Raw genomic sequence first — 13,373 nt, forward strand, 5'->3', positions numbered from 1 at the left:
ACGAAATGTAATGTTTTTCGGCAAAATAGCAGCGAAATGTAGTAATTTTGTTAAACTTAATGAAGGGTAAAAATCTCATGGCAATTAAAATTGGTATTAATGGTTTTGGCCGTATCGGTCGTATTGTTTTCCGTGCAGCGCAACAACGTGATGATATCGAAGTTGTTGGTATCAACGACTTAATCGATGTTGACTACATGGCTTATATGCTGAAATACGACTCAACTCACGGCCGTTTCGACGGCACAGTTGAAGTGAAAGACGGCAACCTAGTTGTTAACGGCAAAAGCATTCGTGTAACAGCTGAACGTGATCCGGCAAATCTGAAATGGAACGAAATCGGTGTTGATATCGCTGTTGAAGCGACCGGCCTGTTCCTGACTGATGAAACCGCACGTAAACACATTACTGCCGGTGCTAAAAAAGTTGTTTTAACCGGTCCATCTAAAGACAACACCCCAATGTTTGTTAGTGGCGTAAACTTCAGCGAATACGCAGGTCAAGATATCGTTTCTAACGCATCATGCACCACTAACTGCTTGGCGCCTTTGGCTCGCGTTATCCATGAAACTTTCGGCATCAAAGACGGTTTAATGACCACTGTTCACGCAACCACTGCAACTCAAAAAACTGTTGACGGTCCTTCAGCGAAAGACTGGCGTGGCGGTCGCGGTGCGGCACAAAACATTATCCCTTCATCAACCGGTGCTGCTAAAGCGGTAGGTAAAGTATTGCCTGCATTGAACGGTAAATTGACCGGTATGGCGTTCCGTGTTCCTACACCAAACGTTTCTGTGGTTGACTTGACTGTTAACTTAGAAAAAGCAGCTTCATACGAGCAAATCAAAGCAGCTATCAAAGACGCGGCTGAAGGTAAAACATTCAATGGCGAATTGAAAGGCGTATTAGGCTATACTGAAGATGCTGTAGTTTCTACTGATTTCAACGGCTGTGCGCTGACGTCTGTATTTGATGCAGACGCCGGTATCGCATTGACTGACACTTTCGTTAAATTAGTTTCTTGGTACGACAACGAAACCGGTTACTCAAACAAAGTATTAGACTTAGTTGCTCACATTGCTAAATAATTGAGCAGACCGTTGTGATGAAATACCGCACTTCAAGTGCGGTATTTTTTTATCTGTCGATTGAGGATTCGATTCTCTGCCAAATAAACCTAAAGTGCGGTTCGGAAAGAAAGACTATCCGTCAGCTCACATTACGCCTTACTTTAAGCACAAAAAACCTCGGCATAGTAGACAAAAATGTGGCTGAAATCTCGCTTAATCCCTTATAGAATAAGGCGTTAAGTGAGATTTTTTAAAATGACCAAAAAATTGCTATTTCTGTGGTTCAGAACACATTAAAAAACACGGTAAAAATTCAGGCAAGCAACGCTATAAATGCTTGGATTGTTTACGGACATATTCTCACACAAATTACCTTCAATCCGCCCAAATCTGGCACGATTACACCGTCGGAAAACAGACGTATAAGCAGCTTGCGTTAACCTATGATTGTTCGGTCAGGACTATCCAAAGGCACCTGAAAAAAGCCCCTAAAACGCCACTCAGCACACCGCAAACCACAATGTTGAATCTTATTATGGATGTCACTTTTTTCGGGCGACAATTCGGCGTATTAGTCATAATGGATTCCCGCTCAAAAAAGGTGATTTACCACCAAATCGTTCGTACCGAAAAGGACATTTACTATACCAAAGCCATCAATCGATTGCGTAAAAAAGGATTTATTATTCAATCTATTACTTGCGATGGGCGACGGGGCTTATTGAAAGATATATTTAATACGCCAACCCAAATGTGCCAATTTCACCTTGTTGCAATGGTGATTCGCAAGCTGACGAGAAACCCTAAATCCGTTGCCGGAAAGGAACTGAAAACAATGGTTAAAACACTCAAGCAGAGTCACAAAAATGACTTTTATGTCCGTTTGCATCACTGGTTTTTGCAGCATAAAGCTTACTTAGAAGAACGGTCTGATATACCCGATAATCAGGGTAAATTTCCTTATAAACATCGCAAATTGAGAGGGGCTTATGCCAGTATTAAACGCTATATGGATTACTTGTTTGTCTTTGAAAAATACCCGGAGTTACGGATAGAAAAAACGACAAATCGGCTGGAAGGGCTGTTTAAGGATTTAAAGCAGAAATTATCCGTTCATAATGGACTAAACCGAAGGAATAAGATTATGTTTATACAGGATTTTTTGAATAAAAAGAGCTAGAAAAACTAGCGCTTTAAGAGGAGTAGCCACAAAAATGTCTAATAGAAGCTTAGATCTCAAAATCAGCCACATTTTTGGCTACTATGCCAAAACCTCGCGTAACGGCGAGGTTTTTCATGGTTAAGACAAATTAACCGGCGACTTCTGAATCCGGATCGCCGTTGGCGATTGGTTTTAACATCAGGAAGAACGCTAAGGTAATAACAACCGTGATAGCAAAACCGACGTAAACCGCAGTTTGATATTCTAAACCGAAGCCAATCGGCGCGTATGCCAAGAAAGTCGTACAGACAGTCGTCATAAAGATCGCTGGAATAGTACATACCCAGTGGAACTTGTTATAGCGGTATAAGTAAGCTGCTGCCACCCATAACATTACGGTCGCCGTTGTCTGGTTCGCCCAGCCGAAATAACGCCATAAAATAGAGAAGTCTACTTTTGACACCGCAAAACCGACCGCAAACAATGGGATCGCGATCATCAGACGTTTAGCAATATTACGTTGATCTAAGTGGAAGAAATCCGCAATTAACAAACGAGCTGCACGGAAGGCAGTATCGCCAGAGGTAATCGGCAGAATAACCACGCCTAACACCGCTAACACACCACCGAACACGCCCAGCATACCGATAGCCGAATCATACACCACTTTAGACGGTGTACCGGCTGCAATCGCGGCATTCATCGCTTCGGAAGATTCATAGAAACTCAAACCGACCATACACCAGATCAGTGCGATAACCCCTTCACCAATCATCGCACCGTAGAAAATAAAGCGACCTTCTTTTTCATTTTCGGTGCAACGTGCCATTAACGGAGATTGTGTGGCGTGGAAGCCGGAAATCGCACCACAAGCAATCGTGATGAACAGTAACGGCCAAATCGGCAACCCTTCTTTCGGATGCAGATTTTGCAGGAAAGTAGAGAAATCAACATCCATGCCGATTGAGCGGAACATCGGAATACCGTTCCAGATTAATCCTAACAGCATACCAACTGTCATAAACAACAATAATGCGCCAAACAGCGGATAAACTCGACCAATAATTTTGTCAATCGGCACTAAGGTGGCAATGATATAGTAAACAAAAATAATCGTAGTCCAAATCACCAAAATTTGCGCATTGCTTACGCCTGCATCTTCATTCACTGCACCGACAGCACCGGAATTCAATAAATCACCGGTAATATTGGTTAACAACGATGCCGGACTTGCCACAAACACCACGCCCACTAATAACAACAATAAAATTGCCAACACATTCATAAAATGTTTGACCGGTTGTCCTAAGTATTTACCGGCTAAGAACGGAATATTCGCCCCTTTATTACGGATACTGAGCATTCCGCAGAAATAGTCGTGTACCGCACCGGCAAAAATACAGCCGAATACAATCCACAACATTGCCACCGGACCATATAACGCCCCCAAAATCGGTCCGAAAATCGGGCCTGTTCCGGCGATGTTTAATAACTGAATTAACCAGATTTTTTTCTTTGACATCGGCACATAGTCTACGCCGTCCGCCATTTGATGCGCAGGTGTCGCTCGCGCGGGATTGATTTTGAAAATTCGTTCGATAATCGAACCGTAGATGAAATAACCAGCGAGCAGTAATGCAACGCAAAGTAAGAACCATAACATAGTAAGCACCTCAAAAATTTGACATATTAGGGTGCGGGCATTCTACCAGAATTTATGATGAGTGAAAGAAATGTAAAAAAATATTGAATAATTTTATATCAGAAATGTGATAAAAAACACAATTTGTCTACAAGCTGGCTGCAAACATGAACAAATAATCAGATTAATCCCCCATTTCGAGGTAGCAAAACTGCCATTCTGTTGCCGGAATAGAATCGCTCCGCTGCCGATAAAACCCAAATAACCCCCCCACTTCAATTGAAGTGCAATCGAAGCAGGGGGTTATTCTTGATGCGGTGGCGATTAGAGATTATTTCGTTTCGCCTGCGTTATCTTTCTTTTCCAGTTCCGGATCTTGTTTCACAATCGGCACGCAACGACGGCAGCCGCCGCCTTGATCAACGCCCATGTCGCTGCAAAGCTCGTTGTATTTATCCAATACTTTTCTGAATAAGCCTTTTTTCTGCGTTGCAGACTGTTCTTGTTGTCCCATATCTTTCCCCTAAATAAACGATTCGCCGTAGATAACTTGTCGACTAATCACGGAAATTATTAAATTGGAACGGCTGCCCCAATTCCGCACTTTTCACTAACTGAATCACCGCTTGCAGATCATCACGCGATTTACCGGTCACCCGCACTTGATCGCCTTGAATCTGGGTTTGCACCTTAATTTTGGCGTCTTTCACCAGTTTGGTGATTTTTTTCGCCATCTCGGTTTCGATCCCTTGCTTAATTTTTACTTCTTTGCTGTAAATTTTGCCGCTGTGCTCAAATTGATCGTCAATATCCAGCGAATTATTTTCAATTCCACGTTTAATCATCGCATTGCGCAGAATATCCAACAGCTGATCCACTTGGAAATCCGACTCGCTGCTGACTTTAATTTTGACGTCTTTTTCGTTCAGCTCAATCGTGGCGTGAACGTTTTTAAAATCCCAGCGGTTGGTCAAATCACGGTTGGCATTTTCCACCGCATTTCTGACTTCGTGGACGGTTACTTCCGATACGATATCAAAAGAAGGCATAATTTATTTCTCCTAAATCTCAATTTTTTGGTTTTTAATATTTAAAACGCCAGCATTTGAAAACGGCGATTTGCCTCTAATAATAACAAAAGTGCGGTCAAATCGGCAAAGTTAATCACAATCTGTGCTTGTTGCTGCACTTTTGGTTTAGCATGAAACGCTACGCCATAACCTGCTTCAGTCAACATCGGCAGATCATTTGCCCCATCACCGATAGCAATAGTGTTCTGCTGGCCAATGGCAAAGGTTTCGCGCAAACGGTTCAAGGTTTCCGCTTTATACGCCGCATCGACCACCTGCCCGACCACTTGCCCCGTCAGAAAGCCGTCGGCGATTTCCAATTGATTCGACACTGCCGCATCTAATTTTAAGTTTTGCTTTAAATAATCGGCAAAATAGGTGAAGCCACCGGAAGCAATCGCGGTGCGCCAGCCGTGCTGTTGCAACACTTGCAGAGTTCTCTCCAAACCGGGCATCAACGGCAGCTTCGACCGCACTTGCTGTAAAATACTTTCCGACGCACCTTTTAACGTGCCGACTCGGCGACGCAAGCTCTGCTCAAAATCCAGTTCACCACGCATTGCCAGCTCGGTGATTTCCGACACCAGTTCGCCGGTTCCCGCCAATTTGGCAATTTCATCAATACATTCGATCTGAATGGCGGTCGAATCCATATCCATCACTAACAAGCCGGGCTGCTGCAATTGCGGCGCTTCGCCTAACACCGCCAGATCCAATTCCAACTGATGTGCCGTTTGCAGCAATGTCGGGCTTGACTGGGTTTTTAATATCACGGCAACGTACTGTTCTGTCACCCAAGCATCGCACAGCAACAACGCTTGTACGCTGCGTTCGGAAAAAGCCAACAGCTGCGCTTTATCCAGCGCTTTGCCGTACAGCACAAATGTGTGCTGCGGCGCGCCGGTGGCATAAGTCGGATTTAATTCAGCTGGAAATTTCCAAAAACCGGTGATCGTATTTAAAGCGTGTTGTGGCATAATCGTTCCAGAATGTTTTAATATGCTATAATTTGCGGTTGCTGGGCGTTATTAATAGCATAATTTGACAGTTTTGAACATTGATTTGAAATGGATACGAGGCGACGTTGGTCTATTTAAACAAAGAAAAAGTCATTAAATCGGCTTTATTGCTGACGATTATTCTGGCTTGCGCAGCGATTATGAGTGTGATTCTGTACGGCGTGAACCAGTTTAAGGTCGGTTCGCAGCTCGCCAGCATCAATCAGGTCTCTTATCTGTCGCATACTCTGGTGCGCCAACAGGCGAATCTACTGTCAGTGCTGTTAGTCAACAACGCCAAAACCGAAAGCCTTACAGATAGTCTCGATCAATTCCGCTTGCAGGAGTTTGTACTCGACGCCACAGTCTATTCTGCGCAAGGCACCATTCTGGCACAAAGCAGCAACAATTTTAATTTTCGCCAACGAATCAGCTTAGATAACTCGGGCAGCGATGAAAACCACAGCAGCCAGCAAATCGTCGAACCAATTCACTCCGCCTCACGCGGCTTGCTCGGTTATCTGCGCGTCACCTTCGACACTCAATACGGCGGGCAAAGCAGCCAAAATAAAATCAATGCCTTGTTTCATCATCTGTACGGCGAACTGATTATCGTATTCCTATGCGGTGCACTCCTCGCCAGCAGCATTCACTATTTCCTACGCAAGCGACGTAAAATCGTGGTGATCAATAAAGAGGGTAAAAGTGCGGTTAAAGCAACTGTTAATAACCCTGCACGGCAATTCCATTCCAGACGAAGAAAATTTAGATAGCAGCTAACTTCAATCCGATTTGGATTTATTTGAACTTCCCTACAATTACTGATAACATTCGATATATAAAAAAATATATCACGATATAGAAAGGGAACTCTATGTTATTCAAGAAAAAATTAGCTTTTTTAGCTACACTCATCTGCTGCTGTATATCTTTTTCAGTAAGCGCACAGCGAACCGTTGTCGATCAATTAGATCGTGAAGTGATCATTCCCGATCAGATTGAAAGAGCGGTTATCTTACAGCACCAAACATTAAATATTGCCGTACAACTCGACGCCACTAAGCAAATCGCCGGCATATTATCTAATTGGAAAAAGCAATTAGGCAAAAACTACCAACGACTTGCCCCAGAACTAGATCAATTACCAATGCCGGGCGATTTAAACCAAGTCAACTTGGAAAGCCTTTTAAGTCTTAATCCTGATGTCGTTTTTGTGACTAATTATATTTCACCCGAAATTATCAAACAAATTAGTGATGCTGGCCTGCCCGTGATTGCGATATCGCTGCGCATTTCATCCGAAGATGAAAAAGCAAAATTAAATCCGTCTCTGGAAGATGAAGACTATGCCTATAACGAAGGTTTAAAACAAGGAATCCGCTTGATTGCCGAGGTGTTCAACAAACAGCCACAAGGCGAAGCATTAATTCAAGCCGCCTTTGCTAACAGACCGCTCTTGGCTAAGCGTTTAGCAAATGTCAGTGCCGAGCAGCGCATAAAAGTATATATGGCAAATCCTGATTTAACGACCTATGGCTCCGGAAAATATACCGGATTAATGATGAATCATGCCGGAGCCAATAATGTTGCTGCAAGCACAATCAAAGGCTATCAGCAAGTTTCATTAGAAAACGTGTTAGATTGGAACCCCGAGGTTATCTTCGTACAAGATCGCTATCCGGATGTTGTCCCACAAATTACCGCTTCTGCGGAATGGAAAAATATTAATGCCGTCAAAAACCAGCAAGTCTTTTTAATGCCCGAATATGCTAAAGCTTGGGGATATCCAATGCCTGAAGCACTTGCTTTGGGTGAACTTTGGATGGCGAAAAAGCTCTACCCACAGCGCTTTGCAGATATTGACTTAGATGAGAAAGTCAATAGCTACTACCAGCAGTTTTATCGGACACCATACGCAACTGATAATGCCAAGTAATCATTCTAAAATTATTTTATCGCTTGTTATAGTATTGATCTTTACCGCCCTCATTTCACTAGGAATTGGGCGGTATTCCCTTTCTATTCCCCAAATTTTTGAATTAATATTCGCAAAACTCACAAATGCCCCATTAGATCCGATTCAAGAACAGGTACTCTTTCAGGTTCGCTTTCCGCGTATCATGACTGCCGCAGTTGTTGGAGCCGGTTTAGCTATGAGTGGGGTTACACTGCAGGGAATATTTCACAATCCTTTGGTTGATCCCCATGTGATAGGCGTAACTTCCGGTTCCGCTTTTGGGGGCTGCCTGGCTATTTTCTTGGAATTTAATGTCGTTGGCCTCTTTTTTTCGACTGTTATATTTGGAATAGCAACATTAATTTTTGTCTTTTTGCTAAGTCATCATTTTATAAAACGCAGCTTATTAATTTTGATCTTAATGGGCATGATCTTGAGCGGTTTTTTTTCCGCGCTTGTAAGCTTATTACAATATATTGCTGACACGGAAGAAAAATTACCTAGTATTATTTTTTGGCTCATGGGAAGTTTTGCCACCGCAAATATGCAAAAACTCACTTTTTTTCTCATCCCTTTTCTATTGTGTAGCCTTATTTTATTGGGGCTACGTTGGAGAATAAATTTAATCTCTTTAGGCAGTAAAGAGGCTCGTGCGTTAGGGATCAATATCAATTTATTACGTTGGAGTGTTTTATTTTGTAGCGGTATTATTGTTGCTTGCCAAGTTGCAATTAGCGGTAGTATTGGCTGGATTGGACTTATCATCCCGCATATTAGCCGAATGATCGTTGGTTCAAATCACCAAATTGTACTTCCCTGCTCCATGTTAATTGGCAGTATCTATATGATTATTATTGATAATCTTGCAAGAGGATTAACGAATGGCGAAATCCCAATTAGTATCTTAACTTCACTACTGGGTGCGCCACTATTTGCTTTTCTGGTATATCGATTAAAGAAAGGTCATTTGCATGAATCATAATAAAATTATTGAGATACAACAGCTAGGCTTCTATTATCGCCCGACGGAATGGTTATTCAACAATCTTACCTTTCAACTTAAGAAAAGCGAAATATTAGCCATTTTAGGACCGAATGGTTGCGGAAAAAGTACCCTACTAGATATTTTATTAACTATTCATCGACCACAAGTCGGCACAATAAAAAGCCAGTGCTCTTTTGGATTTGTGCCGCAATTTTTTACCCCAAACTTTTCATATAGTGTGTTAGACATCGTCTTAATGGGAAGGGTGAAGCATATTCGCACTTTTTCCGTACCAAGTGCACGAGATAAGCAAATTGCATTGCAGGCATTAGATGATCTCGGGTTAGTATCTCTAGCCCATCATAATTTTTCACTATTATCCGGCGGTCAAAAACAATTGATTTTAATTGCTAGAGCCATTGCGACAGAGTGTCAAACCATGCTGCTAGACGAACCAACCTCCGCATTAGACTTACATAACCAAGATACGGTACTCTCTTTGTTATATCGTTTATCAAGAGAACGCCAACTGACAATCATATTCACCACTCATCAACCGAATCATGCTAGTGCAATTGCAGACAAAACACTGCTCATGAATCCAAATTCGCCACTATTCGGCTGTACGAAAACGATCCTTAGCATAGAAAATCTTAGTCGTTTATTCAAAATAAAAATGCTTAAAGAACAAATTGCTTATCAAAAAAACACTTTTGATACGATCATTCCGCTGTATAAAACATTATTGCAAGACTCTCAGGAATCAAATGATTATGAAACCGTTAATTATCTTTAGTGCGGGAAGCTTTAAAAAAGCGCTACAACAACTTAACGCATTATTTCAAGAAGTAAATCCATGCGTTATTCAAGTTCATATTGGACCTGCAGGATTATTACGAGAGCGTATCGAAAAAGGAGAACGATGTGACATTTTTATTAGCGCCAACGAAGAAAATATAACCAAACTTGCTCGACATATCACTATAATTAGGAAAAAAACGATTGCATTTAATCAGCTTGGCATAACCACACTAAACAACCCCGAATATCAAAACAGCTCTCCCTTAGAGTTGCTGCTGAATCCTAAACTACGCTTGGGAATATCAACACCTGGAAGCGATCCCTGTGGAGACTATGCTTACCAGCTATTTGCATTGATTGAGAAATTATACCCTGGTAAAGGAATACTTTTGAAAAACAAGGCACATTCTTTGGTGGGAGGAGAAAATACGATTCCCATTCCTAAAGGAGAAATTGCATCACAATATTTATTAGAAAATGGCTATACGGATGTTTTTCTTGGTTACTCCCACTATGCCAAAATTCTGCAACAAAATCCTAGACTGCAAACATACTCTTTGCCAAAAGAGCTAATCATTATTGCAAGCTACCCGATAGCGCAACTCACCCAGCATCCATATATCGATCACTATTTTCAATTTCTGAACACGCCTCGCGCGCAAACTTGCATCCAAAATAATGGCTTTCAAATAACCGCTTCCTCTGAATAAACAGATTTGGATTTGGCTTAGGCTAGCCCAATCCATTTAAGCTATATCTAGCAAATAACAATCCGCACGTAAAACGTGCGGTTTTTAGGCTACCCTATAAGGGCCTATTACTTCACATGCCCCTCAAGGGGCATGTGAACACTGACAACCGTACAATAACTCTATGGCTTACCCCTTAAAGGGGTCTATATATTCTTTCTTCGATAAATTATCCTGAATCATATCTTCTTTTTCTTGATTCCTGATATATTCTTCTACCACTTTCGTGTTTAAACCTACCGTACTTACATAGTAACCTTTCGCCCAAAAATGCCTATTACCATATTTGTATTTTAGATTCGCATGCCGTTCAAATATCATCAGTGAGGATTTACCTTTCAGATATCCCATAAAACTTGATATCGCCAGTTTAGGCGGGATCTTTAAAAGCATATGGATGTGATCTTTCATTGCATGCGCCTCTATTATTTCTACATTTTTGTAACTACATAATTGCCTTAATATTCCGCCTATATCTACCCGCAATTTTCCATAAATTGCCTTTCTTCGATATTTCGGAATAAACACGACATGATACTTACAGTTCCATCTTGTGTGTGATAGACTCGAATCGTCATTGGATTTACTTACCATGACTTATCCTCCTATATTTTGAATTTTGGTTGTCAGCCTTATTCATTATTTAGCGAGGATTTTCTTTTCACCGCTTAAGCTTTTTGGTTCCATACACATAGCGTATGGTTTTTATAGCGAGACGTTGTCTCGCTATAATAAAAAACCGCACTTTAAAGTGCGGTTTTTATTTAACAATCACAACAAATGGAAATTAAGCTGCTAATTTTTTGATTTGAGCAACTAATTTTGATTTGTGGTTTGCAGCTTTGTTGGCGTGAATTAAGCCTTTAGAAGCCATTCTGTCCAAAACTTTTTGCATTTCAACGAATGCAGTTTCTGCTGCGGATTTGTCACCAGTTGCTACGGCTGCGTAAGTTTTTTTGATGTAAGTACGCATCATAGAACGTTGACTTGCATTGTGCTGACGGCGTTTTTCAGATTGAACCGCACGTTTTTTAGCTGACTTGATATTAGCCAAGGTCAAACTCCCAAGAATTTCTGTAAAAATGAGACATAAAAATAAGGCGTAAAATATGCCTGCTTTCTATGCGTTTGTCAAATAGTAATCTGTATTTTGTTCGTTATCGCCGCGCATTGCTACAACAAGACACGATTTAAGCCGCAGCCACAGCGAAAACTGGTTTAGAGTGAAAGAGCCACTTCCACACAAGGATGGAATTTTAGCAGTTTTTTTTATCAGAATATAGCTAAAAAACAAATTTTCTATACAATTATCCCAGATTGATCCTTAACTCCGAGATCCTGTTTTGAGTAGACCATTATTAAAATCCGGCATGATTGTCAGCAGCATGACCTTGCTGTCGCGTGTTTTGGGTTTGATTCGCGATGTGGTGATCGCCAATTTGCTCGGCGCCGGTGCGGCTGCCGATATTTTCCTGTTTGCCAATCGCATTCCCAATTTTCTTCGCCGCCTATTTGCCGAAGGCGCATTTTCGCAGGCCTTTATCCCCGTGCTCGCCGAATACCGCAAAGAGGGCAATTTAAGTGAAACACAGGAGTTTGTGGCAAAAGTAAACGGTACACTCGGCGGCTTGGTGGCAATCGTCACCGTGGTTGCGATGCTTGGCTCCCCTGTGATCGCCGCCATTTTCGGCACCGGCTGGTTTATCGATTGGCTTAATGACGGCGCGAACGGTTATAAATATGAACAAGCCTCGTTGCTGCTGAAAATCACCTTCCCCTACTTGTGGTTCATCACCTTAGTCGCGCTATCGGGGGCGATTTTAAACACTCTCGGTAAATTCGGGGTGATGGCATTTTCGCCGGTGCTGCTGAATATTGCGATGATCGCCACCGCACTTTTCCTTGCGCCACGCATGGATAGTCCGGATATGGCACTGGCAATCGGGATTTTTCTAGGCGGCTTGCTGCAATTTTTGTTCCAAATTCCGTTTTTAAAACAGGCGAATATGTTGGTGAAACCGAAATGGGCATGGAACGATCCGGGGGTAAAAAAAATCCGCACCTTGATGATCCCTGCACTATTTGGGGTGTCGGTCAGCCAAATCAATTTGTTGCTGGATACTTTTATTGCCAGCTTCCTGATGACCGGTTCGATCAGCTGGCTGTATTATTCCGACCGTTTATTAGAATTTCCGCTAGGCTTATTCGGCATTGCGATTTCGACGGTGATTTTGCCGACACTGGCACGCCACCATGTCAATCGTGATGCGGCAAGTGCGGTCGTCAGCCAAGATTTTCGCAATACGATGGACTGGGGCGTGCGCATGATTTTGCTGCTCGGTATGCCAGCGGCAATCGGGATTGCGGTATTGGCGCAGCCGATGTTAATGGTGTTATTTATGCGTGGCAGCTTTTTGCTATCGGACGTGGTCGCTGCATCGTATTCATTGTGGGCGTTCACTAGCGCACTGTTGAGCTATATGTTGATTAAAATTCTCGCCAACGGCTACTACGCGCGCCAAGACACCAAAACGCCGGTTCGTTACGGGATTATCGCGATGGTGAGCAATATGGGTTTTAACCTGTTGGCAATTCCGTTCAGCTATGTCGGCTTGGCGATTGCATCGGCAATGTCGGCAACCTTGAATGCCTATTTGCTGTATCATGGTTTAGCCAAAGCCGGCGTGTATCAATTCAGCAAAACCACGTGGCTGTTTGCACTGCGTTTGCTTGCAGCGGCACTCGGTATGGGGGCGTTTATCTGGTATCACTCGCCGACACTAAATCAGTGGGCGGCAATGGCGTTGTTTGACCGCATTCACTGGTTAAGCTGGCTGATTGTCGGAGCGGCATTAATCTATCTGCTGTTATTGGCGCTTTTCGGCGTGCGAAAACAGCATTTTCGCCACTAATATGCTATGATTCGGCTCAACTTTTTT

14 protein-coding genes are annotated in these 13,373 nt (G+C 42.5%); 8 read left to right on the forward strand and 6 right to left on the reverse strand.

Annotation, left to right across the window (positions count from 1 at the left end; all coding sequences use genetic code 11):
• Positions 1-77: 77 nt before the first annotated feature.
• Entirely contained in the window at positions 78-1,088 is a 1,011-nt protein-coding gene (gene gapA, locus ACUHGC_RS12085; RefSeq protein WP_446833534.1) for a glyceraldehyde-3-phosphate dehydrogenase, read from the forward strand.
• A gap of 274 nt (positions 1,089-1,362) precedes the next feature.
• On the forward strand, positions 1,363-2,250 hold the full coding sequence (locus ACUHGC_RS12090) for an IS256 family transposase, variant Zn-binding type (RefSeq protein WP_446834861.1): 888 nt from the start codon (positions 1,363-1,365) through the stop codon (positions 2,248-2,250).
• A gap of 130 nt (positions 2,251-2,380) precedes the next feature.
• Here the strand turns inward: ACUHGC_RS12090 and ACUHGC_RS12095 are convergent, their stop codons facing one another.
• The 4 genes from ACUHGC_RS12095 to serB all read right to left on the reverse strand — a co-directional run bounded on the left by ACUHGC_RS12095 (position 2,381) and on the right by serB (position 5,921).
• Positions 2,381-3,895: a carbon starvation CstA family protein gene (locus ACUHGC_RS12095; protein ID WP_446833535.1), complete on the reverse strand. Its 1,515-nt coding sequence runs from the start codon at positions 3,893-3,895 to the stop codon at positions 2,381-2,383.
• A 310-nt stretch (positions 3,896-4,205) separates the two neighbouring features.
• Positions 4,206-4,388, reverse strand: coding sequence for a DUF5363 domain-containing protein (locus ACUHGC_RS12100; RefSeq protein ID WP_446833536.1), 183 nt, complete (start codon positions 4,386-4,388; stop codon positions 4,206-4,208).
• 43 nt (positions 4,389-4,431) lie between these two features.
• Positions 4,432-4,923, reverse strand: a complete 492-nt coding sequence (locus ACUHGC_RS12105) for a YajQ family cyclic di-GMP-binding protein (protein WP_446833537.1) — start codon at positions 4,921-4,923, stop codon at positions 4,432-4,434.
• 41 nt (positions 4,924-4,964) lie between these two features.
• A complete protein-coding gene (serB, locus tag ACUHGC_RS12110) occupies positions 4,965-5,921 on the reverse strand; it encodes a phosphoserine phosphatase (protein ID WP_446833538.1) in 957 nt (318 codons plus the stop codon).
• Positions 5,922-6,028: 107 nt separating this feature from the next.
• Here serB and ACUHGC_RS12115 point away from each other — a divergent pair, with 107 nt between their 5' ends.
• The 5 genes from ACUHGC_RS12115 to ACUHGC_RS12135 all read left to right on the forward strand — a co-directional run bounded on the left by ACUHGC_RS12115 (position 6,029) and on the right by ACUHGC_RS12135 (position 10,395).
• The gene (locus ACUHGC_RS12115) at positions 6,029-6,715 is read left to right on the forward strand and encodes a YtjB family periplasmic protein (protein WP_446833539.1); all 687 of its coding nucleotides are present in this window, start codon (positions 6,029-6,031) and stop codon (positions 6,713-6,715) included.
• Between the two features lie 101 nt (positions 6,716-6,816).
• Positions 6,817-7,878, forward strand: a complete 1,062-nt coding sequence (locus ACUHGC_RS12120) for an ABC transporter substrate-binding protein (RefSeq protein WP_446833540.1) — start codon at positions 6,817-6,819, stop codon at positions 7,876-7,878.
• Positions 7,865-8,881 (forward strand): FecCD family ABC transporter permease, encoded by a 1,017-nt coding sequence (locus tag ACUHGC_RS12125; protein WP_446834905.1) that lies wholly within the window; start codon positions 7,865-7,867, stop codon positions 8,879-8,881. The genes ACUHGC_RS12120 and ACUHGC_RS12125 overlap by 14 nt, the downstream gene beginning before the upstream one ends.
• Complete coding sequence (locus ACUHGC_RS12130; protein WP_446833541.1) at positions 8,871-9,680, forward strand: ABC transporter ATP-binding protein; 810 nt, start codon at positions 8,871-8,873, stop codon at positions 9,678-9,680. The genes ACUHGC_RS12125 and ACUHGC_RS12130 overlap by 11 nt, the downstream gene beginning before the upstream one ends.
• Positions 9,658-10,395, forward strand: a complete 738-nt coding sequence (locus ACUHGC_RS12135) for a substrate-binding domain-containing protein (protein WP_446833542.1) — start codon at positions 9,658-9,660, stop codon at positions 10,393-10,395. Before ACUHGC_RS12130 ends, ACUHGC_RS12135 begins: the two co-directional genes overlap by 23 nt.
• 168 nt (positions 10,396-10,563) lie before the next feature.
• On the opposite strand, the gene tnpA is transcribed toward ACUHGC_RS12135, so the two are convergent.
• Both tnpA and rpsT read right to left on the reverse strand, forming a co-directional pair.
• A complete protein-coding gene (tnpA, locus tag ACUHGC_RS12140) occupies positions 10,564-11,028 on the reverse strand; it encodes an IS200/IS605 family transposase (RefSeq protein WP_446833543.1) in 465 nt (154 codons plus the stop codon).
• Positions 11,029-11,221: 193 nt separating this feature from the next.
• Positions 11,222-11,488, reverse strand: a complete 267-nt coding sequence (gene rpsT / locus ACUHGC_RS12145; protein WP_446833544.1) for a 30S ribosomal protein S20 — start codon at positions 11,486-11,488, stop codon at positions 11,222-11,224.
• Between the two features lie 289 nt (positions 11,489-11,777).
• Between rpsT and murJ the strand changes: the two genes are divergently transcribed.
• A complete protein-coding gene (gene murJ, locus ACUHGC_RS12150; protein ID WP_446833545.1) occupies positions 11,778-13,346 on the forward strand; it encodes a murein biosynthesis integral membrane protein MurJ in 1,569 nt (522 codons plus the stop codon).
• Positions 13,347-13,373: the final 27 nt, after the last annotated feature.

It is taken from the genome of Testudinibacter sp. P27/CKL/0425, from assembly GCF_052931395.1.